The sequence below is a fragment of the Caballeronia sp. M23-90 genome (genome assembly GCF_053574605.1).
The window spans coordinates 1-23,724 of record NZ_JBSIPA010000047.1 but is presented as its reverse complement, the minus strand read 5'-3'; the positions used below and the strand labels follow the sequence as shown (position 1 = coordinate 23,724).

Annotated in this window: 23 protein-coding genes and 2 pseudogenes; 6 read left to right on the top strand and 19 right to left on the bottom strand. The window is 55.2% G+C overall.

Going from position 1 to position 23,724, the window contains the following annotated elements; genetic code table 11:
* From ACRXB1_RS07680 to ACRXB1_RS07650, 7 genes are all read right to left on the bottom strand, one after another.
* On the bottom strand, nucleotides 1-183 hold a 183-nt coding region (locus ACRXB1_RS07680; protein WP_449491673.1), incomplete at its 3' end, for a hypothetical protein.
* A 16-nt stretch (nucleotides 184-199) separates the two neighbouring features.
* On the bottom strand, nucleotides 200-1,237 hold the full coding sequence (locus ACRXB1_RS07675) for a phage integrase family protein (RefSeq protein ID WP_449491672.1): 1,038 nt from the start codon (nucleotides 1,235-1,237) through the stop codon (nucleotides 200-202).
* Nucleotides 1,238-1,916: 679 nt separating this feature from the next.
* Nucleotides 1,917-2,216 carry a type II toxin-antitoxin system RelE/ParE family toxin gene (locus ACRXB1_RS07670; protein ID WP_449491671.1) on the bottom strand — a complete coding sequence of 100 codons (300 nt, stop codon included), beginning with the start codon at nucleotides 2,214-2,216 and terminating at the stop codon, nucleotides 1,917-1,919.
* Nucleotides 2,203-2,451, bottom strand: coding sequence for a type II toxin-antitoxin system ParD family antitoxin (locus ACRXB1_RS07665; protein WP_449491670.1), 249 nt, complete (start codon nucleotides 2,449-2,451; stop codon nucleotides 2,203-2,205). The genes ACRXB1_RS07670 and ACRXB1_RS07665 overlap by 14 nt, the downstream gene beginning before the upstream one ends.
* Before the next feature lie 498 nt (nucleotides 2,452-2,949).
* Complete coding sequence (locus ACRXB1_RS07660) at nucleotides 2,950-4,161, bottom strand: Replication protein O (RefSeq protein ID WP_449491669.1); 1,212 nt, start codon at nucleotides 4,159-4,161, stop codon at nucleotides 2,950-2,952.
* A 303-nt stretch (nucleotides 4,162-4,464) separates the two neighbouring features.
* Nucleotides 4,465-5,514, bottom strand: a complete 1,050-nt coding sequence (locus ACRXB1_RS07655; protein WP_449491668.1) for a ParB/RepB/Spo0J family partition protein — start codon at nucleotides 5,512-5,514, stop codon at nucleotides 4,465-4,467.
* Nucleotides 5,511-6,707: a ParA family protein gene (locus ACRXB1_RS07650; protein ID WP_449491667.1), complete on the bottom strand. Its 1,197-nt coding sequence runs from the start codon at nucleotides 6,705-6,707 to the stop codon at nucleotides 5,511-5,513. The genes ACRXB1_RS07655 and ACRXB1_RS07650 overlap by 4 nt, the downstream gene beginning before the upstream one ends.
* A gap of 1,013 nt (nucleotides 6,708-7,720) precedes the next feature.
* Here ACRXB1_RS07650 and ACRXB1_RS07645 point away from each other — a divergent pair.
* The 4 genes and pseudogenes from ACRXB1_RS07645 to ACRXB1_RS07630 form a co-directional block, all read left to right on the top strand.
* Complete coding sequence (locus tag ACRXB1_RS07645; RefSeq protein WP_449491666.1) at nucleotides 7,721-8,401, top strand: hypothetical protein; 681 nt, start codon at nucleotides 7,721-7,723, stop codon at nucleotides 8,399-8,401.
* 11 nt (nucleotides 8,402-8,412) lie between these two features.
* The gene (locus ACRXB1_RS07640; RefSeq protein ID WP_449491665.1) at nucleotides 8,413-9,120 is read left to right on the top strand and encodes an RES domain-containing protein; all 708 of its coding nucleotides are present in this window, start codon (nucleotides 8,413-8,415) and stop codon (nucleotides 9,118-9,120) included.
* A 132-nt stretch (nucleotides 9,121-9,252) separates the two neighbouring features.
* Nucleotides 9,253-9,570, top strand: a complete 318-nt coding sequence (locus ACRXB1_RS07635) for a Phenylacetic acid catabolic protein (RefSeq protein WP_449491664.1) — start codon at nucleotides 9,253-9,255, stop codon at nucleotides 9,568-9,570.
* A gap of 192 nt (nucleotides 9,571-9,762) precedes the next feature.
* A pseudogene (locus ACRXB1_RS07630) lies at nucleotides 9,763-10,218 on the top strand (IS21 family transposase); the annotation flags it as partial.
* Here the strand turns inward: ACRXB1_RS07630 and ACRXB1_RS07625 are convergent.
* A complete protein-coding gene (locus ACRXB1_RS07625) occupies nucleotides 10,151-10,390 on the bottom strand; it encodes an ATP-binding cassette domain-containing protein (protein ID WP_449491663.1) in 240 nt (79 codons plus the stop codon). The pseudogene ACRXB1_RS07630 and the gene ACRXB1_RS07625 sit on opposite strands and share 68 nt — an antisense overlap.
* Before the next feature lie 307 nt (nucleotides 10,391-10,697).
* Here ACRXB1_RS07625 and ACRXB1_RS07620 point away from each other — a divergent pair.
* Nucleotides 10,698-12,140: pseudogene (locus ACRXB1_RS07620) on the top strand (ISKra4 family transposase).
* Nucleotides 12,141-12,320: 180 nt separating this feature from the next.
* Here ACRXB1_RS07620 and ACRXB1_RS07615 read toward each other — a convergent pair.
* The 11 genes from ACRXB1_RS07615 to ACRXB1_RS07565 form a co-directional block, all read right to left on the bottom strand.
* Nucleotides 12,321-13,547, bottom strand: coding sequence for an MFS transporter (locus ACRXB1_RS07615; RefSeq protein WP_449491662.1), 1,227 nt, complete (start codon nucleotides 13,545-13,547; stop codon nucleotides 12,321-12,323).
* A 48-nt stretch (nucleotides 13,548-13,595) separates the two neighbouring features.
* Nucleotides 13,596-14,090 (bottom strand): DUF3237 domain-containing protein, encoded by a 495-nt coding sequence (locus ACRXB1_RS07610; RefSeq protein ID WP_449491661.1) that lies wholly within the window; start codon nucleotides 14,088-14,090, stop codon nucleotides 13,596-13,598.
* 49 nt (nucleotides 14,091-14,139) lie between these two features.
* A complete protein-coding gene (locus ACRXB1_RS07605; RefSeq protein WP_449491660.1) occupies nucleotides 14,140-14,460 on the bottom strand; it encodes an NIPSNAP family protein in 321 nt (106 codons plus the stop codon).
* Nucleotides 14,461-14,487: 27 nt separating this feature from the next.
* Nucleotides 14,488-15,315 (bottom strand): oxidoreductase, encoded by an 828-nt coding sequence (locus ACRXB1_RS07600; protein WP_449491659.1) that lies wholly within the window; start codon nucleotides 15,313-15,315, stop codon nucleotides 14,488-14,490.
* 183 nt (nucleotides 15,316-15,498) lie between these two features.
* A complete protein-coding gene (egtB, locus tag ACRXB1_RS07595) occupies nucleotides 15,499-17,718 on the bottom strand; it encodes an ergothioneine biosynthesis protein EgtB (RefSeq protein WP_449491658.1) in 2,220 nt (739 codons plus the stop codon).
* A gap of 62 nt (nucleotides 17,719-17,780) precedes the next feature.
* A complete protein-coding gene (locus tag ACRXB1_RS07590) occupies nucleotides 17,781-18,527 on the bottom strand; it encodes an SDR family NAD(P)-dependent oxidoreductase (RefSeq protein ID WP_449491674.1) in 747 nt (248 codons plus the stop codon).
* A 47-nt stretch (nucleotides 18,528-18,574) separates the two neighbouring features.
* The gene (locus ACRXB1_RS07585; RefSeq protein WP_449491657.1) at nucleotides 18,575-18,970 is read right to left on the bottom strand and encodes a DUF427 domain-containing protein; all 396 of its coding nucleotides are present in this window, start codon (nucleotides 18,968-18,970) and stop codon (nucleotides 18,575-18,577) included.
* A 37-nt stretch (nucleotides 18,971-19,007) separates the two neighbouring features.
* Complete coding sequence (locus tag ACRXB1_RS07580) at nucleotides 19,008-20,111, bottom strand: alkene reductase (RefSeq protein ID WP_449491656.1); 1,104 nt, start codon at nucleotides 20,109-20,111, stop codon at nucleotides 19,008-19,010.
* A gap of 286 nt (nucleotides 20,112-20,397) precedes the next feature.
* Nucleotides 20,398-21,045 carry a glutathione S-transferase family protein gene (locus tag ACRXB1_RS07575; RefSeq protein ID WP_449491655.1) on the bottom strand — a complete coding sequence of 216 codons (648 nt, stop codon included), beginning with the start codon at nucleotides 21,043-21,045 and terminating at the stop codon, nucleotides 20,398-20,400.
* A gap of 62 nt (nucleotides 21,046-21,107) precedes the next feature.
* The gene (locus ACRXB1_RS07570) at nucleotides 21,108-21,755 is read right to left on the bottom strand and encodes an SDR family NAD(P)-dependent oxidoreductase (protein WP_449491654.1); all 648 of its coding nucleotides are present in this window, start codon (nucleotides 21,753-21,755) and stop codon (nucleotides 21,108-21,110) included.
* Nucleotides 21,756-21,787: 32 nt separating this feature from the next.
* Nucleotides 21,788-22,534: an SDR family NAD(P)-dependent oxidoreductase gene (locus ACRXB1_RS07565; protein ID WP_449491653.1), complete on the bottom strand. Its 747-nt coding sequence runs from the start codon at nucleotides 22,532-22,534 to the stop codon at nucleotides 21,788-21,790.
* A 171-nt stretch (nucleotides 22,535-22,705) separates the two neighbouring features.
* On the opposite strand from ACRXB1_RS07565, the gene ACRXB1_RS07560 reads away from it, so the two are divergent.
* Nucleotides 22,706-23,590: a LysR family transcriptional regulator gene (locus ACRXB1_RS07560; protein ID WP_449491652.1), complete on the top strand. Its 885-nt coding sequence runs from the start codon at nucleotides 22,706-22,708 to the stop codon at nucleotides 23,588-23,590.
* Nucleotides 23,591-23,724: the final 134 nt, after the last annotated feature.

Genomic DNA, 23,724 nt, shown 5'->3' with positions numbered 1-23,724 from the left:
CCCGAATACAACCGCCGTTTCTTTCCTCACTTCCGGCGGGACCGATCTGTCCGAAAATTTATCATCCCGATCCAGCCACCATTCCACGATACGTTGTTCCCGGATTACCATCCGCATCAGCAACGTCCGTTTGCGCCACCCAGCAGCGTGGGCAATGCGATCAAGCTTGCCTATCTTTGCCATGCACAGACGAACGCAATCAGCGCTGGGGACGTGGTTCTCTTCTACCGCACGGGCGATGAGAAGGCCGCCACCGGCCGCTGGCGCGCGAGCGTTTCGGACCTACAAAACTCGCGCTCGGCGTCTTCAGGAAATCCTTGTACGCCTCACAGTCTTCCACCGTCATCGACGAGAGCGCGACGCCGCGCACGATCACGAGCCACAGGACCAGACGCTCGAGTTCGCGCGTGTATGCCCGCAACGTCGGCGGCCGATCGCGGTAGCGATTCAAATAGGCGTGCACTGCAGCCAAGTCGTGGTCCGCGCGAATGAACGCGAACTCGCGCGCGCGGTTGGTGCCATGTTCACCCGACAAGGCGGTCGGAATAGCAAGGCGTTCGAACGGTGCCATAAGTGGCGCGTCGATTGTGCCGCCGACCACGACGACGTTGCCGAGACCCACCGCCGGCACGAGCGGACCCGCATCGACATCGTCATCAACTCGCATCCCAATCGCCTGCTCGTGACGACGCAGCCAGGCAACCAGGACGCTCGCTCGGTGTGCGCCGATGCGGGGTACCGAGCGCCACCAACTGCCGCCGTGCGAATTGCAATACGCGACGAGTTCGCCAAGTGTCGTGATCTGCTCGGCCGTCAGTCGTTTGGTTACCAGCGGGCGCAACCAGAGCCCGACGTGGTGATCAGCCGACGGAGAGGCTGCAGCAAGGGTCGAAGCCTGCTCGACCATACGCAAGGTGACTGCGGTGAGCTTCGCGCTGCCGTGCTGCTTGATCGACGCTTTCAGGTGGGCCGCGAGCGCGGCTGAGCCGTTGCGAAGCGCAAGCTGCACGAGATCCTCGAGCATGTTGCGCAGAAACCGCTCCATTGCATCGGTGCTGACCGCTTGTGGCGAAACCTTACGATCGTCCGGATCGTAGTACCGGTGCGCAATAACCGAGGGCGCGATGTGCTGCACGAACGCGCGCAGCGCCGCGAAATCGGTGCGCGTGTAGGTGCGGGGTGTCGGCAGCGTGAGCTGTTGCGCCTGATTAGCCACGCGCCCTCCCCGTCTGCTCATATGTCGACGTTTCCGGGAAAACCCGCAAATTAAAGCAGATCATTAGCTCTAGGAGAGGCGCGAAGTGGAAATACCTCAATTTTACCCATTAAACGCTTGTCTGCTAATAACAATTATCAGACAAGGATGATAGCTGGAAAACGCGTATTTTTGCTTGAAAACAGTGCTCCTCGGTCAAATCAGCGGCCAGGACGTACACCGTTCGGACGCACACGTAGGATCTCGTACATTGCCGCCAAGTGCTTCTCCCCTACCGCTTCGCTGGTTGGGCTCTTAGACGGCAAGATGGGCGCCTTGAGACCGAGATGTTGACAGACAGCAGATAGGTACGGTTTCGAATCGCCCCGGGTACATGCGCGTGCGGCCGTGGCGATCGCGTCATCGCTCACCTGTCCACGCAGCCAAACCAGCACTTTGCGATCGCGCTCATTCTGGACTCGGACCCACTCCTCCATGGCACCCTCCGATAGCTGTACGTTTATACAGTATCTAAGATAGTGCGCCTATATGACAAGGGCAAGATACGAGGTGACTAGCTATGTGCGCTGGCCACCGTTCAAGCCAATGTACAAGGGCGAAAAGCCAAGCTAGGCTGTCTTGCCCACGCTTCGTACTCTTCTTCCCGCAATGCGTATCCCGGCACGCCATGTCCAGGGCGAGGCGCTTGCATCGAATACGTTTAAAGATGGCGGTCGATATCCATTCGCTGGTGCAGCACTCGAATGACATCGAGCGTACGTGCTGTTTCTCGGTAAAACAAGATGTGCGAGCCCGCGGCGTACTGCTGATAACCATCGCGCACGGGACAGACGCGACCGGATTTGTCGCCGCGGGCCAAGGCCTGCATCGTTGCGACCAGATCGTTGTGATATCGGTTGGCCTGCTCGAGCGACCACTGGTCAAACGTATAGCGCCAGATATTCTCGAGATCTGCCTCCGCTAGCGGCGTAAGCCGAAGCACCCGATTATTTGCGGGCATGCGTTGACTGCACCCGCGCGAGGAAAGCCTCGTTGTTAAACGGCTTGGGTTCTCCCGACACCTCGCCGGCCTTGAGCGCCTCTTGGAGGGCGCGCATCTGCAGGTCGTGCGACTCCAGAAGCCGCAGACCAGCACGTACGACGTCACTAGCCGAACCGTAACGGCCCGAGCCTACCTGCGCGTCAACGAACTCGGCGAAATGATCGCCGAGCAGAACAGATGTATTGCGTGCCATATCGAACCTCCCGTTAGCATCCGAATTATATACCAATCTTTGGTATATCCAAACTCGTACGAGGTCCGTTCCTACTGCAAGCGGTAGATAACGACGGCATCGGCCGATCTGATTGCACGGCAACGGGCGGAGCCGGCCAAGGCAAATACGAGTTATCAGGCTTAACCGGTGATCGATGATAATCGCTTCGTGAGTCTGCTATCCGCCCTGCCCCGCCCTCTTGGCCACCCGGTATTGTCGCAATCCTTCATAAACTCGGCCAGCTGTTCTAGGAGGCTTGCACCGCAGATCGGTAGTTGCATTTTGGTGGCGCCGACTTGATTCCGATATTGGTTGGTCGCGTCGCTGTTCCGCATCTCCGAATGAAGCTGGTCGCTGCCGTGTTATGTTTCTCGAGTGACAAACATAACGGTGCCTAGGTCTTGGAATCGAATATCAAACATTAAGCTGTACCATGAGACGCCGCCGAGGCGCCCATAGCGCGCATTGTGACGGCAGTCACGTGGCAGGGGCCCGAGGCTGCAGCAATCGGCGCAGCGACGCGATGTGTGCCCTGACCTCTTGTGTGACCGGCGGGCGCTGTTGGTCCGACGCTGAGGCAATAATCGGCTGCCGGTTGTTTGCCATGGCGGGCCCATCAGGGGTGAATCCCTTGCGACAGGTCGCGGCAAATGCCTCGAGATCGGCGGTCGTTGCAAGGCGGATTTTGGCGCTTCGCAAGGCGACAGCGAACGGCTGCATCCAATTGACAGCTTGACGGGCAACGCCCTCCCCTGCCTTGGTAATCGTCATCGATTGGCCGTCTGGCTCGATAAGGTAATGGCGTTGTGCATCCACATCGACGAACGATTTGCCAGCATGTTCTCGAGCTGTCTGGACAGCATGTGCTTGGAGATCGTCCTCCCTGGATTGAGCGGTCTTGGTTTCGATCCGTCGGCGGACTAAGTGTGAGAAATCGACCGGGTTGCGCAGCAGGGCGCGCAGGTAGTTAATTGGCGCAGCGGCAAGCTTCAGGTGATCCCAGGTCGCCTCAACGACATCGGAGAGGCGCTTGCCCTGCTCCCGAGCTTCGCGCATGAGCTTAAAAATCAAGAAATCAAAAAATCCCAGGGCCCGCAGGCGCTGGAGGTCCGCTGGCACTTGCCCCGGTTGTCTCTTTTGAGAAGCTGTAGGGTAAAGATTCTTATATATAACACCGTCTGCCACAGTGGCAGACGGTTCGATGAACAGTGCATTCGAGCTATCTTTTGATGACGTTGAAGAGGCCGCGGCGGTTGATGCGATTTCTGTTAGAGGCGGATCAACGAGACCAAGGAGGACTGCTGCGCGTTCGGTGAGATGTAAATAAGAACGGCCAAACAAGCCGGCTTCAACATAACGGGACTGCGGGCGGCGCTCTATCAAGCCTGCGTTTTCCAAATCATCGAGGCTTCGATAAAAAGTACGCATCGAGAGCATCGCGCGACCCGTGAGCAACTCGCGCCTCGCGTAGATGGCAGCGAATGGTCTGGACGCATCGACGGTTCGCGCCAACGCAGCGAGAGTTGCACGTGCACGCGAAGAAAGCCGTTCGGTTCGATTTGCTCGAAAGGCAGCGCGAAAAATAACCCATGGAAGATTCACGGATTCCGCGTTATAGGCAAAAAGGGCATCGCGATCGTCAAGATGCAATTCGCCCTCGCCAGCAACAGAGCGTTGCGCGATAGACATGTCGTTCGACCATAAAAATGGTTGATTCACACTTGACTGTCCCGATCGATGCGCTACACTCCGAACTGTCAGAGCCCTTTCCGAATGTGATCGGAGAGTGTTTCGCAGGGGACCATCAAGCCCTTGTATTCAAAAGCCTTCGGCGCCAACCGAAGGCTTTTGTTTTTTCGTGACCTATGCCATATATCAAAAACCTTAGTTTTGTAAGTTGTTGATTTCTAACATCATTCCATTGGAATGAATGAATCTTCAGTGATCGTGAGTCTGCTAGGGCCTTGAATTTATTGAATATTCCAATGGAATTCAACTTTCGCCAAGCAGTTCAGATTTGATGAATTTCGCAATTCGTTCGCTCCAATCGGCGGCGATCGCGTCACCATCTTTTCCGTTGAATCGCAGCCCAATCACGCCGTTTCGCACGGACATCTCGCAGATTTTTCGTTTCCCGCGATTGAAGCTTTGAACGGGCGGTTGCGAAGTGACTTTGGGTCTGGGTGAGGCAAGAGTGATAGCTTTTTCCTGAGTTATCGTTGAGTCCGTGACTAACTTTGTTATTGCTTCAATCACTTGTTCTCCACGCCCCTGTTCCGAAAGCATTGCCAGTTTCTGGGCGGCATGCCCACCCAATCTGTGAGGGTTTTTTGCAATCAAATCTTTTGCCTCTTGAGGAAGATTCGCGAATGAGAATATTCGCGCAACGTGCCCCTGAGCCAACCCTGACAATCGGATAATGTCGGTTTGCGAAAACCCTGAAAGCTCCCTCATCCGCTCAAACTGTCGGTATTTCTCGAAATCAGGAAGGGAGGGCGCTAAAAGATTCGAGAACGCAGCGCCCATCTCGGCTTCTTCCTGGGTTCCGACGAAGCGAACGCCCTTGATCCTTTCGCGTCCCAACTCACGGTATATACGAACACGATTGTGGCCAGAAATGATCTCGTTTTTGCCGGCACCTGCGTCCAGGTAGACAATCGGATGTATTAGTGGGCTTGCGGTTAGGTTCGATCTAAGTTCTTCATATTCTTCGTCCGAAAGAATCCGACGACGCCCTGGAACCTCGATCAGCGAGCTAACTAATACGTCCTCACCGGCTGTCGATGACGAGGCTTCCAAAGTCAAAAGTTGCTGCTTCGCATCATTGAGTGACTCTTCTAGGGCGATCCGGGCAGCCTCAGCCGTAGTTGCGCGTTCCTCTGCAGCGTCTGCACGATCGATCGCATCATTAACGCGGAGTTGGACGTCCAGCAGGCGACCAGTAGAAGTTGCCGGAGCAACATCACTTGATGTGCCAAGTCGCTTCGACCGATCCGCGTCAATAGCGCTTGTGCGTTCTGCCATTTTTTTTGCCATGCTCATTGAGACATCTCCTTTGTCCAAGCACGAACTAATTGGCTATCGAGATATTCGGTGAAACGGTCAAAAGGTTCACGAATGCGCGCGTACGACGTGCTGTTAACGTCGGCCTTATTCACGTCGTAAATGGTCGATAACATCGCTGCAGCACTCACCTGAACACTTGATTCTGGAAGTAAAATTGGCAGAACGCGCGCGCCATAGGCTTTGTGGAGCCAGCCTTGGACGACGCGTGAAAGCTCAGTGTTCTTGACCTTAGTCATGACTACTTTGACGAAGTCATAGCGTTTGTCCGTGCGCACATTTGGGAGGCGCCTAGCGACCTCCGAAAAGAGGCGCCAAAATTGAGTGGAGCTTGCGAAATCCATGCCTTCGGGTGGGCAAGGGAGGATTATCGCGTCCGCGCTAACAAGCGCATTCGTTGTCAATTGACTCAGAGCCGGTGGAGTGTCGATGATTACAACGTCATATTCAGCAAGCGCCGGTCGTAGACCCTTATTCAAAATGTTCCAAAATTCGAATTTGCGGTCAGATAGCAACTTAGCAGGCACTTCGAATTCCACGTCAGACAAGGCAATGCGCGCGGGGATCAGGTCAAGGTTATGCCAGTAGGTAGGGCGTATCGCGTAGCGCACATCAGGCTCGTCCCCATAAAAGAGCGGCAATAGTGTGGTGTCATCCGAGATTTCAGTTTCCGGCGCGTAACCGCACAGTTGCGTTGTCGAACCCTGAGGATCACAATCAACGATCAGTACTTTCCTGCCCAAGAGGGTTAGTCCCTGCGCCGCAGATACGGCTGTCGTAGTCTTTGTTACGCCGCCTTTGAAATTTGCGATGGCAAAAACACGTGCACGGGCGCCAACAGGACGGGGAGGGCGCTTGGAAGTCGCCTTGATCCAGGTGATAGCTTCTTCGAGTGTAAATACCTTTGCCCGGCCTGATCCTGTCGACGTACCTACAGGCAAATCTCCTTTACTGCTTAGGTACTTCACTCTAGGCTTATCGATTCCGCAGAGCATCGCAAGCGTTGCACTGGTGAAGGAGGGTGCTTTCTTGCGAGGGTATGGTTCAAGCATTGCATCCCGAATCTGGTCCAGCACATCGGCTGCCTGATTCGAAAGATCGACTAAATCATCGATCGATACAGATTCCTCAACATCAGGGATTCTTGTGGTAGAAAGGTCTGCAACGCTCACAATGCTGTTCCTTGTCGCGGTCAGCGGGAACTATCCCGGTTTAGAAGAAAAAAGCCTATAACCGGGAGAATAACTGCGTAGCTGGTTAACTTCAAGTAAACTCTCTCCGTGGAACACCTGCGATATAAGCCAGCGGACGGTCGCCTAGTGACCGGTCAGGTTTAAGAGCATCTTGCAACTAACAATCTAACAACATGCTCGGGTCGAATAGATAAGCGATTCCTATCGCTGGCCCAATAACCTTGATGCTCGCATCCATGTATGCATTTCCAATCCTAGCCAATTAGCTGACGCGATGGTTTGAATCGAGAATTGGTCGCTCCAGCCCAAGATCAGCGCCGCGACGCGCAATATTTAAACCGACCAGCCCGACAGAGCGCAGCGGCAACGCGGCACCCGCAGCGTATAGAAAAATGAGAAACTTGCGAAAAATGAGAAATGATATAAGCTACAACTAAATCTTCATGGGAAGCGGCCAATCATGATTTCGACGCTAGATGCACAAAGTTGGTTTTCCGAACCCAGACCTTGTGAGGTAGGAGGACTCTTCCCCATAGGCTCCGGGCGCCGATCGGGGGGTCGAGGATCTTATGCTGCCCCGTCCATTGTTTTTGAAACGAGGGGCGTCATATTTGACAATAACCATTCAGGGAAGTCATCGTTCCTCCTGTCGATTATTCGCGCGGGCTTAGTCTTCAGCGTAGTACCGGAGAAATCTCGTCTTTCGACGGAGATTGGTCGCGCTGTGGGCTCACTATGCGAGCCCACAGCGGAGTACATGGCCGCAGATTTGGTTATCGGCAAGAGCCTAGCGATTGCGCTCGAATACGCAGCCGAAATTTTCGCGGAGATCGAGCAGAGCCACCGCGAAGTCTCTAAACGACTCGCAGACGCACGCCTCTCCCTCATTCGGAATATCGGTCGACTCTTTACGGAGACGGGCAGCGCGGCGGCGCTCGCAAATAGGATGACACCTCTCGGTGCACCCCCGTATCAAGTATAAGGAGCAGTCAATGGCACAGGTGACAAAGGAATTAAACGATGCGGGGAAGTTAGAAATCCGGGCAGTGCTGTCTGGAGGACTATCTCTCAGTCTCGAACAGGCAGCCCGCGATGTTGCTGAATTATTTGCCACAGACATCGAAGGGACGTTGCGCGGCGAGGCACCGGAACTTGCAACTCGAGCAATCCATGCTTTAGTCCGCGATGTTCTTGAGCGGCGACTGTCCTCGATGCTTTCGTTCGATGCGGTATTGTCAGCAGCGACCAGTTCGTTGTTACCTGCGGTCAATCTGAAACCCTCCGAAGTAATTGAGCAGCGCAAGGTAAGCATGTCGCTCGCAAGCCTCTATCGGTACGTTGACGCAAACAAGTTTTACTGCGTTGTACCGCCAGGGCAGACCAACGGTCGCGAGTTTCCAGCATGGCAGTTTGTTGAGCCCGTGCCCGACTTGCTTCCGCCGATACTTGCTGCTCTCCGAGGGTCGATACGAACTGAGATCCATGCTTTTCTGGTGGCGGAGCGGGACGAGTTAAACGAGTTGGCTCCGGCCGAACTCCTTGCGGGAATTCCATTTGAGACCCGCGCGGGAGTACATGCGAGTCAGTTGCGTCTCATGCAACTGCCAGCAACGGACCGTCAACGTCGGGTTCTAAACTTGGCTGGCACACTAAGAGAGGGCATGGCTGATTGAGTGGCTATTCGATGACACACAACAACCAGTTGCTTAAGATTCCGGCTCACCTCCGAGGTTCTTTTCCTCCTATAGAATTGTTGCTGGCCGCCTTGGCCGGTAGTCAAATTGACAGCGGCCCAAGAATTCGGATGGCTCGAGCGGCCTACATACCCGGAGCCATCCTGCCGCAGCAGGTTAGACGTGCCTATCGCTTTGGTCCGCCTCCCGAACTAATTGCGACGGATGGCCCCATACCGTTTTCTTGGCTATACGTAGCTGAACTTGCGGAGACGGCAGTTTGGGAGGCGCAATTTTGCAAGAATGATGTAACGCGCCCCGGCACATTCTTCTTCGATGAATTTGCACTCCGACAGGGTGTCATAGCCCAACTGTCTTTTCCGAGGCGGCTCCGCTTATGGAATTTAACCGGTTCAATTTGCAGCAGATTAGGAATATACGATCAATTATCAAGTCCGGACTACGAGTGGTGCCAGTGGTTTGGCTATCTGATTAACCAAGCTATCTTGCTGGTAGAGGCGCCTTTCCGGCCTGATGGCTTTATCTATCCATCGCGGCGGCATCGAAATCACACAGCCGTCGCCATATCATGGCGCTCCGTGGAAGAACTGCGTGCAGACACGACATGGACGTCAATTCCCTTTTCGGAAAGCGCAGAATATGCCCGACTTTCGTCAGACCGCTTGCTCGTTCCGCCTCCGTTGCGGGACTCGAAGTAATATTGCGGCAGATTCTGCAGCATCCGCATCCGGAAATCGTCGGCATGTCCGCCGACTAGCATCCCGCCGCGATCGCCTCGAAGTCGACAAGGAAACGCGTTATCACCTGAATCACGCGATCGGCTGGCTGATTTGTTCGCCGACTGCACTCCCGAATCGCGTGGACGCTGGCAAGCGGCGCTTGACTGTCTGGTGCCCTATACGCGTGAGCTTTTCAGCGTCGATGACGTCGAACGCGCTATCGCGGACGCTGGAATCGGTTTGCCGACAGCTAATCTTCAAGATTGGCCTGAAGACGTGACCGCCACGGTCGCGGAAGCAACGCTGAAATTACCTGCCGACGTCAAGCACGTCTCGATCTTAGCAACATCAACCCCGACTATCGTATGGCTCATTTTGAACTCTCCGGTTGGCTTTGAGGACCTTCATGATCTTCCAGTTTGGGCCTGATGTGGTCGATCTGTGCGGATGCATCTCTGTCTGCATGTCCTCGCCGATAGGTGGGGGCCGTTCAAATCATTCCGGGGTTGGTCACTTCGGAGTCTTCCACCCTTGGGCTCGAGCTAGGCAATTTGTTGCCGCCGGTCGCGCCGTGTAGCAGGACGTCATTTCCCCCTCCCTGGCCGGCCTTGGAGGTGGGAGTTGAACGTCTTGAAGCAGCATCAGCAAAGTACTGTGTTCACGCTTCTGGAGCTCGGGAAGAGCCAGCGTGAGATTCACCGGATCACCGGAATTCACCGCAAGACGATTCGCCGCTACATGGCGCTCTTTGCGGCGCGCGCGTTTACGCCCGCAAATTCCCTCACCCCCGCGACCATCGGCTCGGAGGACGCGGGCCAAATTCCTCCACCGCCGCGACCACCGTCTTTTCAGGCCGCCGCCGTCAAGGAGCGCAACTTCGATTTCGTGCGTTCATTGTGCGAGCCTCATCGGCAATGGATCGAAGAGCAGGTTCGCCTGCAGCCAAACGCCCAAGCGATCTATCAGGATCTCGTCGATCAATTCTCGTTTGCCGCGAGCTACGAGAGCGTCAAACGATTCGTGCGCGCTTTGCGTCACATCGATCCGGAACAATTCGACCGCCTTGAGTTTCTGCCTGAAACGCAAGAGCGACATCCGAGCGCGGTCCTTCGAGCGGTGCGCCATCTACAAAAATGTGCCCCGAAGTCGGCTTGAGCAATCCGGCAAGAATGCGCAGCAACGTGGACTTGCCCGAGCCGCTGGGCCCGAGGATGGAGACCGGTTCGCCGGGCTGAACGCTGAAATCCACACCGCGTAAGACGGTGCGTCCGGGTTAACTCACGCAACGGAGAAACTCGCGCCTTGTCCCTTAATTTTGCTAGCGTTGGGTTTGCTCTTTAATTGCGCTAATGCGTTTCTGCGTTTCGCAATCCTCAAAGGGAGATATGCAAATGACGGCGGTCGAGGGGGAGGGCAAGCGAGCGGCGCAGGTAGCGGCGGTGCTACGACCACTTGGCCAGGGGCCGTTGACCCGTGTTGTTGGAAGCCGTTAAAAAGGCTGGGAGTTGGGCGCATGGAAGGGTATCGTTTCCCTAGCAACTCGACGAGGAGCCGCCATGCGATGCACGATCGTTCTTGAGTTCGACAACGGCGATGGGAGTGTGGTGAAGCGGGTTGAGGTCATGGGGTTTCACAGGCCCGTCGAAGACCAGACGCCCGGAGACGTCGGACTGTCACTCGCCGAAGGCAAGTCATTGCTCAATTGTGTGCAGCTGGAGTTCGTTGTCGAACAGATCGAACGTTTTTGCACGTCGCGTAGATCCTGTGTGGATTGTGGCGTACAACGGCGCCTGCACGATAGTCATTGCTCGGAGCTGAAGACCACACTGGGAAAGGTTTTCTATTGCCGCGAAAGATGGAAGGCCTGCAATTGTGGCGCTGACGGCCCGAGATATGTTTCTCCGCTCAAGAACTACCTGACGGAGGCAAGCACCGGTGAACTGAGATGGCTGCACGCAGAGCTTGGCGCCACGATGCCCTATCGGCAAGCCAGGCGCCTCATGGACTTTCAGCTACCCAGCTAGGGCCGCGACAGTCATGTAACCATCCGCAATCACACTGTGACCGTCGGCAAATCGATTCAGCACGCACGGCCTGTGCGCAAGTGGTGCGAGGAGACGAAGCCGAATGCGGAACTCGGCATTGACGTCGGTTATGTCCGTCGCGCACGTTGCAACTACAAGGGTTCGGGCAAGTACAATCGCGCAGAAGCCGGAAATCAGCCATCGTCGATCGCAGTCGTCGTTGCTGCTGTAGGCCAAGTTGGTGAGCAACCGCGAGTGTGGGCTTCCGCCATGCCGCGCACCAAGCGGCTGAATCAAGAAATGACACGATTCCTGGAGGTCAGCGGATACGGGGACCCTAGTGAAGTCGTCGTCCTGACCGACGGCGCGCGGGACTTGGTCGGCGTCGCGCGCGACCTTCCCTACGATAGTGAATGGATTCTCGACTGGGCGCATATCGGGCGGATGTTGCGACGCGTCGATCAAGCTATCGCGCCTCTGGCATATGGGCGACTCACGGACAGTGGATCAGCGTTCGAACTATGGGATCTGTTCGTGCGCTTCCGCCATTACGTCTGGACCGGAGACTCAGTGGCTTGGCAGCAGTTCGCAGCTAAGTTCGCTCACTTGCTTGACCTGCGTGAGAAGCGAGATCCGGCAGCGAGCAGCCAGATCAAGAAAGCAAGTTACAGCCTCTCCAATGTGGTCACGTATCTCAAGAGCAACCTTGAGTCGCTGATCGACTATCGCACGTGGCAACGTGTAGGATGGCGAATCTCTACCGGCTTCGTCGAGTCATCGATCAACCGAATAGTTGGCTGTCGAATGTGCAAGAGCCAGCATATGCGCTGGAGTCGCGTGGGAGCACACAGTGTCGTACAGCTGCGCGTCGCGCTGTTGAACCAAGAATTCCACGAACTCGCACGGCGACAGTTTCCGTGGATTGGACAGCGACGCGTTACGTGGCCCTGGCAGAGAACATCCCAGGGTTTTTAACGGCTTCCACCATTAGCGCTTCTGTGGACGCCGCTAGCAAGATTAACGGACAACAACAACAGCCGCTTCGTCCGAATCAAGCGGGTGCGATCAGTAGCTAGTACGCTGGTTAGAACGGATGGCGCGTGTCTTATCTTTGAATATGGGCAGCTTACCGACTAGCGGCGGATTCTCCATGGCTCAGAGAATACTAGTTCCCTTGTAGTCCGATGCGGAATCGCGACGCTCAGTGGCAAAATAAGCAAGCGCAGCAAGGGGCAGCGCCATCCCGAGTACCGATACGCCGTCCCATCCGAAGCGGGCGAATGCGAAGCCACTCGCTGCCGAGCCAATGGCTCCGCCCGCAAAGAAGGTCGCCATGAAAAGACCGTTGAGGCGACTGCGCTGCTCAGCGCCCAGCGAATAGATGACGCGCTGGCTAAGTACTAGATTTGCGGATACTGCAAAGTCAAGCACGATCGCGGTGGTCACTACGAGCACGAGCGATAAAGTCGAATGCCCGCTCGCTAAATCGGAGAAAATGAACGACCCCGAGGCAAGCAACATCGCGGCCACAGTTCCGGGCTGCGTCAGTCCTCTATCGGCAATGCGACCTGCGAACGGAGGAGCGATTGCTCCAGCAACCCCCGCCAGTGCGACCCAAGCAATGCCGTGCTGGGTCAGCCCAAATTTTGGACCACTTAACCAGAGTGGAACAGCCGTCCAGAACACGCTGAATGCGCCAAACAAAGCTCCCTGATAGATGCCTCGTCGACGCAACACTTCGGTGCCCAAAAATAACTGTCCAAGCGAACACAACAGCTTCTGGTAAGTGGGCGGATGTACTGGTCTGCGCGCAGGGAGTACAAGACGTAGAGCAATGATAGCGGCAGCCATCAGCACGGCGCCCCCCCGGAAAACCTCGCGCCAAGACCAGGCCTCCGCAATCAGGCTCGACACCGGGCGGGCCAGCATGATGCCAAGCATTACCCCGCTGACCACTTTACCCACTGCGCGGCCACGGGCTTCTTCCGGGACAAGATACGTAATATATGGAACAAGGAGTTGCACTGTTGACGCCACGAGCCCCATTAGGAAAGCGACGAGCAGATAGGCGGGTGCCCACGATGTAACGCTCAACGTCAGCGTAAGCAGCATTTCCGCCCCGATCAACGTTAGCGCGAGCCGCCGGTTTTCAAAGATATCGCCCAATGGCACGATTGTCAGCAGGCCAATGCCGTAGCCGGCTAGCGGCAGAGTGACGAGCAGGCCGGTACTGGTGTTTGGCAGCTTCAACGAGGCGCTAATCAAACCGACGAGTGGTTGCGCGTAATACACGTTTGCAATGATCGCTCCGCAGGCGATGGCCAGCGTTAATTGAATCAGTGTTAGCGATCGAACTTTGTCGTTCGCGACAGGGGCTTGCATGACTAACTCCTGGATTTCAAGTTGCGGTAACCATACTCAACCCGCCGCTTACAGGACTTCAAACACGCTGTAGACCGGTCCATACGCGAACCGATGTCCCGATCCCACCGAGATGACCCGGTTCAGCCAATCGTATTTGCCGGCCGGCGCTTCAAAAATCGGATTGATGCGAAAGTAATAACTCGCTGGATCGACTTCTTCCCCTTTCTCCAGCCGATTTATAACGTCCGCCGGCCCGTGACGCACGCCGCGATAGGACATCATGATGTTGACGCCATCATCGGTTCGAAGGATCAGGCGTACGTCTAACGTCGTGCTGCCGTCACGACGCACGGTCTGCCAGTCACTGCCACCATCCAGGACTGTCCCGGATAGCCGCTCGCCCACGAATGTACCGGAGGGGACAATGCCCACCCGTCGGAATGGACCTGGCGTATCCCCAACGATTACTATCGGCTTGACGTCAAGACGCACGACGAAGAGAGGGGACGTTTGCACCGTCTTGAGTGGCGCGGGCAACTCATTGAAAATAGGGGTGGACATGGTTGTTACCTTGGTGGTCGGGTGCAGCAGATTGGAAAACTTTCTCGCGTTATTGCAGTGGAGAAAATTCAGTGGGGCGCATGACACGCGATTCCATGCTTACTAAGATATCCAACGCTTTAACTTGGCGGCCGAATTCTTGCCAACGGCTGTCCGCTGCCATGCGGTCGCGTCGGGCAAGACGATCGTCGAGGCTCTCGTAAGCCCAGATATGCACTATTTGACTGATGTCGCCGATCTCTGTCGTAAAGAAACCAATCAGTTTGCCAAGAAATTCCTGTTGAAGCGGGAGGCCTTCATTTTTGTATAACGCCAGCCAGTCGCCGCCTCGCAGCGGCTTAAAGGTGTAGGTTCGAATTTCGTAAATCATGAGTTTCTCGTCCTTGAAAATGGGCATTTAATCGACGTCCGTACTGCGTGTCACGTTTTCCCACTCGTTGATTTCCCGATCCATATCGTCGAGCGCCGCGCGTACGAACCTCAATGCGTCCGATCCGAGCAGTAAATGAACCGGCGGCTGCGGTGCATCGGCGAGATCCGCAATGGCGCGCGCTGCTTTCTTCGGGTCGCCGATCTGCTTGCCGGATCGTTCGGCGCGAGTGGCGCGTTGCGGCTCGAACAGCGCGTCGTAATCTGCAATGCTACGAGCGCCGCGTTGCATCGAATGACCAGCCCATTCCGTGCGAAACCCTCCAGGCTCGACGGCCGTTGCCTTGATGCCAAACTGCTTCACCTCGGAGGCGAGCGCCTCGTTAATTCCCTCGAGCGCGAACTTGCTGGCATTGTAGATTCCGACGCCAGGAAACGTCGTCAGGCCGCCCATCGAGGTAATGTTGATGATGTGACCGCTTCGCCTTCTGCGCATGAACGGAAGCACTGCTTGCAGCACGCTTATGGCGCCGAAAACATTGACCTCGAACTGGCGGCGGATATCTGCCATGGCCGCTTCCTCGATCGGACCTTCGTAGCCGTATCCCGCGTTGTTCACGAGAACGTCGATTGGGCCGACTTGCTCTTCGACATCGGCGACGACGCGCGGCACGTCGCTTTCATGCGTCACATCAAGCACAAACCCAAAGGAGCGCCCGGGCGATAGCGCGCTGAAATTGTCGCTTTGGTCGGGATTGCGTAACGTTCCTGCTACGCGATCTCCGCGCAAAAGCAATTCCTCAGCGAGCGCGCGGCCGAAGCCGCTGCTGACACCGGTGATCAGCCAAGTTTTCATGCAACCTCCAAAAGTGACATATTGCCGCGTTGACCAGCGGCGGCCGATTAACAATGGTGCGTTCTGAATGACCAGCATCCTTCGCACTCGCTATGAAGTGAGACTAACGCCAAGGTGCCCTCTAGCAATAACCCGATTGCCTCCGGTAGCGCTAGCCAAAAGGATCGTGAAGTAATCGTACCTTCAACGCGAGTTCGTCGCGGCGCATGCTTTCATGCAAACTACCGCAAACTCCGGTGCCGTGCTGACCCATGCACGAGCAATCGTCCAACCGGCTGACTCCGCAAGTGCGCCGAATGAATCGACACTAAACTTGTGGGAGTTTTCCGTGTGTAGTGGTTCGTCCTTGCCGAAGAAAAACGACCGCCCAAGGACATGTACGGTTTGGTTAACTTGGCTAACTAAATGCATCTCAATGCGTTGCTTATCGGCGTTCCAAATTGCAAGGTGCGAGAACCCTTCGACATCAAAATCGCCTTCCAACTCACGGTTGATACGCGTCAGCAGGTTTTTGTTAAATTTAGCCGTTACACCGTCGGAATCGTCATAGGCTGAAATCATTGTCGCGGGCTGCTTTGCGATATCGAAGCCCACTATTAGTTGCGCGTCACGTCCCAGCCACCCACGCATTGAACGCAAGATTTCTACCGCCTCCGCCGGCTCGAAATTTCCAATCGTCGAGCCTGGGAAGAATCCCATCAATTGGGCGCCTGCCGTTGCAAGGGGCATGTCGACTGCTTTTGTGAAGTCGGCAACAACAGGGTCGATATCCAGAGCCGGATATCGACGTTTAAGCTGGGCACTGGCCTGACGGATTGCAAGAGGACTGATGTCGATCGGGACGTACCTAACTATTTGGGGCATCTCGTCCAGCAAAACTTGTGTTTTTTCACTCGCTCCACTACCGAACTCCACAAGCGTGATCGGTCCGCGATTTGCGGCCGCGATCTCAGGAACGATTTGCTTTAGAAGAGCGGTCTCAGTCCTAGTAGGGTAGTACTCACGCGTGCCGCAGATGGCCTCAAACAACGCCGAGCCTTCGTCGTCATAAAAGTACTTAGGGGACAAGGTCTTGGGGCTCGCCGAAAGTCCGCTGATAGTGTCTTGCGCGAACGCTTTGCGCTCCGAGCCCCCCGCAACTTGCGGTATAAGATCGCGAGCCAAGCGAACGCCTGAGAACATCCAACGTTGCTCGGGGCGATAAAAATTTCTGTATGTCGCACGGGTGTGGCCAAAGGGGGTCGCGCTTGAACCACCCCTCAATACCATTTGCCCGACCATAAACTTGCCGTTATATTCACCGGCCGCGTCGCGCGACGCACGAAATCCCGGATAAGCCGTGTAGGCGCTTTGCGTCCATTGCCATGCAACAGTGTCGATCTGTTCAAGAAGTCCTGCTTTTGCCGCGACTTCCCACTCCATTTCCGTTGGCAGTCGAGCGCCAGCCCAAGTGGCAAAAGCGTTCGCTTCGTAGTAACTCACGTGGGTAACCGGAGAGTTTGGCATGAGAGGGCGAACACCCCCAAAGGTCATCTCGTTCCACTCCCCAGCATCTGCGTCTCGAAGCCAATAAAGCGGTGCGTTCCAGCCTTCGGTCCGCACTTGCGCCCAGCCATCGGAAAGCCACAATCTCGCTTGCTGATATCCGCCGGCATCGATGAATTCCAACCACTCACGATTTGTGACTAGTTGGTTGTTGATTTCAAACGTATCGAGCCAGGCTTTATGGCGTGGAGTCTCGTTGTCGAAAAAGAAATCAGGGCCATCTGCGCCGATTTCGATCAGGCCGCCGACATGTTTCTCGAACTTACCAAGGCGTTCCGATGTCGCTCTATTCCAAGAGGAGATGTATGCTGGCCTTAAAGGAGATTGCGAAAATAGATGTAAGACATCCATCATCATTAGCTCTTGGTGTTGCTCCTCGTGCGAAAGACCAAGTTCCATAACCGCTTCGGTCTGAGGAGTCAGCGAGCCCTGAAGGAGTTTCTCCACGTGAATGTCGACGTATCGTCGATACATTGCTATGGCTTCGCTGGTTGGACGAGTAACGATACCGCGATTAGGTCTTGGATGCCTTTGACCAAGAGACTCATAGTATGAGTTAAAGAGGTACGCAAACGACGGATCAAATAGCTGGTAACCAGGTAAATAACGGGCAAGCAAAAACGTCTCGAAAAACCAAGTCGTGTGCGCGAGATGCCACTTCGCCGGGCTTGCATCGGGCATTGATTGGACCACGCGATCTTCGGAGGAGAGTGGCGCCACGAGTCGGTCGGTGTAAGCCCGAACTTCATTGAAACGAAGCAGCAGTTGTTTCGCGGTAAAGTTATCTGCCAAGGTGTCCGCATGACCGTAGTTCATCGCATCGTGCGATGCCGAGTCAAGAACGGGAACAGAGCTCATTTAAATCTCCAGTAACTATCGCGCGGCGTCGACCGCGGTGATATTGCATCCTGCTGCACGCTTCAAGTCGCCGTCTTGCCGCCGTTAATGCGGAGAATCTCGCCTGTCATAAAGCTAGACCGCCCCGACGCAACGAACAGGATGGCGTCGGCAATTTCTTCCGGGGTTCCCGCCCGCTTAAGGGGGACGCTCGACAAGAAGGTAGTCTTGCGATCTTCGTTTCCTGTCAACCTGTTAAGCATTTCCGTGTCTACGGGACCAGGGGCGACGGCATTGACGCGAACATTAAACGCGGCGCCTTCGAGGGCTGCTGCCTTTGTGAAGCCTTCCACTGCGTGCTTGCTCGCGACGTAAAGCGAAAGGTTAGGTGCACCGCGAGATCCCATCGTTGACGAGATATTCACAATGCTGCCGCTTTTCTGCAGCGACATAGCACGAAGCTGGTGTTTGAGGCTCAGCATGATGCCTAATACGTTCGTATCGAACACGGCTGAATATTGCTCAATGGTCTGCTCGGTCATTGGGCCCGTAGGACCCTCGGTGCCGGCGGAATTGATGGCGATATCGATTCTCCCGAACCGCTCGACCGTTAGATCAACAATCCGTTGAACGTCCGCTTCATACCTAACGTCAGCGTGGACAAACTCAGCTTCAGTTCCAAGCGAACGAAGCTCGTTCGCAAGTTCCTCTCCTTGTGATTTCCGGCGGCCAGAAACCACAAGGCGCGCTCGTTCTTTGGCGAAAGCAATTGCGGCTGCACGACCGATTCCGGTTAATGCGCCAGTGATTAGAACAATCGGTCGAGTAATCATAAGATCCTCATATGTCAATGGGAGCGGTGCGGAACAAAAGACTGTTACGGCAGTTCTTCGACTGCATCGACCCGATCCGTGTAGAAGGCGAAGTGCCCCTTGATCGAACCAACAAAAGAAAAAGGATCTTCGTACGTCCAAATTGCATTGACCGATCGCTCACCACCCGCAGGGATAGAGTAGTAAGCGCTGTCCCCTTTATATGGGCAATAGGTACTGTGATTTGTCCTTTCTACAAGGGACATGTCAACATCTTCCCTTGGAATGTATTGGACTGCCGGGTAGCTGGCTTCACGAAGGGTAAAGGCATTTCGCGTGTCAGCGATGACGCGGCCACCGACGCTGACGACCACTCGAGCGGTGTTGCGCTCAATGGTGATCGGATGGTCAGGGCCCGGCGCTTTGATGGAGCGAGGTGCGGTCGAAATATTCTGTGACATATTGGCCTCAATTTATGGTGGTGCCGAATCAATTCAGCTAGGCTTCGACAAAGTCTGGAAAGTCTGTGTACGCGCGCTCGTCGCCGCCCCAAAAAGCATCCCGCTGGTAAGGCGCTAGCGGAAGATTTCGACGAAAACGCTCGGGCAGATCAGGGTTCGACGAGAACCAGCGGCCAAACGCCACCAAGTCTGCGTCGCCGCTTTTAAGGATCCCTTCAGCGCCGGCTCGATCAAAGCCGCCAGCGGCAATAATCGGCCCCGCAAACTGTGTTCGCAAAAACGCGGATGCAACCGGAGCTTGCCCATCGTCGAGCGTCTCTGTGCCCATAACACGGGGTTCGATTACGTGCAAATAGGCAAGTCCATACGCATTAAGTTGTCTGGCGAAATAACCAAAGGTAGCCTCTGGATCGCTGTCAGAGATGCTCCCCCATTGACCGCTTGGCGAGACGCGTACGCCGACACGGTCTGCGCCCCAGACGGAAGCGAACGCCTCAACGAGTTCTAACGAAAAGCGTGCGCGTTTTTCTACTGTGCCACCGTACGCATCTGTTCGTTTGTTAGTCCCGTCCTGCAAGAACGTGTCAGCAAGATAACCATTCGCGTTATGAAGCTCTACGCCGTCAAACCCAGCATCCTTTGCGCGAGCCGACGCTTGACGAAAAGACTCAATTAGAGAAGGAATCTCATCCGCCTCCAGCGCTCGATGCGGAGAATTCGGAACCCAGCCGTCTTGAGTAAAGACCACCGTATCGTAGGGCACAACGGACGGAGCAATAGGCAGCTTGCCGTCACTTAAATCAACGTGAGATTGCCGGCCATCGTGAGCGATTTGCATGAAAATGCGCGCCCCTTTCGCATGGACAGCGTCTGCAACGAGCTTCCATGCATCAACGTGGCGATCGGAATAAATGCCAGGTGCCCCAATGTAACCACGACTGTCGAAGGACGGGTGCGCGCTTTCGGTGATAAGCAAGCCGCCTGCCGAAGCCCTCTGACGGTAGTATTCCACCATCATATCGCTCGGGCTATCATCTGGACTTGCACGGAGCCGGGTCATTGGGGCGTGCACCACCCGATGAGATAGCTGGTAGGGACCCAGCTCAAACTTTGAGAAAAGACGAGTTAAATCGTTAGTCATTTTGTTTCCCTTACGATGGTTCCATATGCCGACAGGCCTTACTGCAGTACGGCCAGATTTAATCCGTATCTGGAGCGCGGGATTGGATCTGGACGGCATCCTCGCTCACTGTTTGAGGTGGCGGTCTCTCCGAATCGCTGCATTCTTAGTCGGTACTTCCGAATTATCTCGGATGAATGGCCGGCTCGCGCTTGCCAATGCGACGTCAGCTAATTTTGCGCAATTCGGAAGAAACGCCGAAATTGCTGTGTTTACGACGAACCAAAATGCGACTTGGCTTTATGATCTAGTCCACCGCGCCCGGTCGTTTTGCGACCTCGGAATACCAGCGCGTAATTGAGTTTAATTCTGTTGGAACGGCATAATTCAGTGCAGCCTTCGCAAAATCAACCGTAACGAAGGCAGTGATATCCGCAACCGAAAAGTGATCGCCGGCCACAAATGGCACTTCACTCAACCGCGAGTCGAGGTCCTTGAAAAAGTTACGAACACGTAGCGCGCTTCGTTCGACGAGTTCGGGGATCTGCTCGTAATCGTGCGGCCCTGCGATCGCGCGACCTTTAAGTCCGACCACTCGATTGCGCACCGATTCGATCGCAGGAATGAACCCTTCAAGTTCAGCACGGCGTTCCCACATTGTCACAAGTGCTCGTTCTTTCGGTGTAGCTCCATGCAACGGCGTCTCCGGGTATGCCTCCTCGAGATACCGAAGAATGGCGGGAACCTCGCCGATCGCAACCTCGTCTTCGATAACCAGCGTGGGTACGACACGCCTCGGGTTGATCGCACGATATTTATCAGAATGTTGCTCGCCTTTTCCTAGGTCGATGGAAACCACTGGAATCGTAAGGCCCTTTTCGGCGATGAAAATTCTCACGCGTCGGGAGTGGGGCGATCCGGATGACTCGTAAAGTGTGGCTGTCGTCGAAATCATGGTAAAGGGCTCTCCAAGTTAAGCGGTCGGCGTTGACGCAAACCGATGATCAAGCTTGTCAATCAGCCAGTAATGTTCTCACCGGCTGTTTCACCGGTGGCTTGACACACACAAGTGGATGAAAGATAGAGAATTTGTTCCGCTATTTCGTCAACCGGCTGTGTGCCTGGCGTTACTGCATTAATGCGGATCCCACGTTCGCTTAGAGCTAGGGCAAAGTGTGTAACCATCGCATCGATAGCCCCTCTCGCGGCCGCATAAGCCGGCGCAGTACTATTCGTCAATGCTGGTTCCATTAGCGACACCAGAACAATGCTGCTACCCTTGCACATTACTGGCATCAATTGCTGAACAAGAAAATAAGGAGAACGAACGTAGTGAGAGAATAAAGTGTCAAACACGTCGTCGTCCGCTATCAAGGAAACCGGCGCGGTATTTACCACCAAAATGTCCAACCGGGCGCCTACGATAGCGCGGACACGCCGCGCGAGAGCGTGCGGTCCGTCCGGGTTGCACAAATCTCCAGCTATCTTTTCCGTGCGTCCTCCCAGCTCGCGAATATTCGCGACAGTAGCCTGCGCTGCGCGTTCATCGCCGAAATGGTGAACTAAGACTTGCGCCCCCGCTTTGGCGAGCGCAAGACCCGTAGCTCGGCCGATTCCCCGCGCTGCGCTTGTGACGAGCGCGGTCTTTCCCGAGAGTGGAGTCACGATTTGTCTCCTTGTCGCACGGGAATGGGTACTTAGCCGGCTGTCTTGCCGCCGTCGACAGTCACGATTTGCCCCGTTACAAACGACGACGAGTCAGACGCAAGGAACAAGATCGCACGCGCAACATCCACGGGTTTGCCGACGCGTCCAAGTGGAACAGTGGCAGCCAGTGCAGCTTTGTTCTCCGGCGTGCCAGTGAAGCGGTCGAGCATGCCTGTGTCGGTAGGACCAGGCGCAACTGCGTTTACGCGCACGTTCGACGCAGCGACCTCAAGTGCAGCCGACTTTGTGAAACCCTCGACTGCGTGCTTGCTACCCGAATATACCGACGCCCATGCGGCGCCTTCATGTCCGTAAGTCGATGAAACGTTGACGATGCTTCCGCTCTTTTGCGCGGTCATCACCCGCAGTTCGTGCTTCATGCTGAGAAGGGTACCAAGAACGTTGGTGTCGAACGTGGCAGCATAGCTTTCAGCCGTCTGATTAACGATCAGACCTGGCTGGCCTTCGGTCCCTGCATTGTTGACTGCTGCATCGATACGGCCGAAGCGCGCGACGGTTTGGTCGATGAGGCTACCGACTTCGCCGTCGTTGCGGACGTCCGCCTTGATAAACAAGGCATCAGCGCCCAATTCGCGCAGCTCTGCTTCGAGTGCGCGGCCTTCAGCTTCACGGCGACCAGATACGACCAAACGTGCGCCACTGTCGGCAAAAGCCAAGGCGGTAGCGCGGCCAATGCCGGTTAATGCGCCGGTGATGAGAATGACGGGATGTTCCATTTTGAGTCCTATTAGGTTCGGTTTATGAATCTCAGTAGCGGGGTCGCTGCTTTGATCTGCGTTGGTGTGAGGTCAATGTAGAGGTTTGTTGCTCAGACTAGAAAGACTTTGTAGGCTGGTAGGCATGCTTTTAAGGCATGATCCTGGGATATATCAATCCGGAAAGAGCCAATGGAACTCCGACATCTTCGTTATTTCGTTGCTGTGGCCGAGACAGGTAGCCTTACAGTGGCCGCTGAGCAGCGTCTTTTTACTTCTCAACCTTCGCTAAGCCGTCAGATCCGGGATCTTGAGTCTGAGGTCGGCGCGGAGCTACTAAGCCGAAGCGCGCGCGGCGTCGAGCTCACCGCTGCAGGCCGTGTGTTTCTCGATCACGCGCGTCTAGCTTTGGCTCAAGTTGATGCTGCAGGCGAAGCTGCACGCCGTATTGCTCGTCCAGCTAAGCCGTCCTTTGCACTCGGCTTCCTAACTGGGCAGGAAATGGACTGGCTGCCGCGCGCGATGGGCGTGCTCCGCGACGAACTCCCTAATATCGATGTCACCGTGTCGAGCCACTATTCGCCTGATCTCGCTGACGCGGTCTCAAGAGGCAAATTGGATCTTGCGTTTATGCGTGCCGAGCCAGGGTTTAATCTGGAATATCGGGTTGTGAATCAAGAGCCGCTTGTGATGCTGATGCCGAGCGATCATCGTTTGACAACAAAAGAAAGCATCGGACCGGAAGATTTCGCTGGCGAGACGTTTATTCTCGCCTCGAATAAGGCAACGGTACTGCGGGCCGTCATCGATCTGTATCTTGAAGAAAACGCCATCGACATAAAGCCGGATCATGGTGTGGATAATCTCGCCATGGCAATGTCGCTCGTAGCGTCAACCGGTGGATTGTCGTTAATGCCAGCGTATGCTAATAATTTATTGCCCTGGTCCGTCGCGAGTCGGCCGCTCACCGGAACGCCGCCGACCATTGACTTGGTTGTTGGCTTTAGCAAGTCAAATACGTCGGACACTTTGAAAGTATTTTTATCTCGCTTTGATCAATTGGTAGAAGGCTTTTGAGCTTTAGCAGGCTGGTGAAATACCTCGTGTGGCGGTCATCCGGGACGTGGGCGTAAACGTTGAACTGATGTCATCAATGAGAACGAGATGGAACAGATGCGCGGACCGGATGGCTTTACCGAATCTATGTTCAC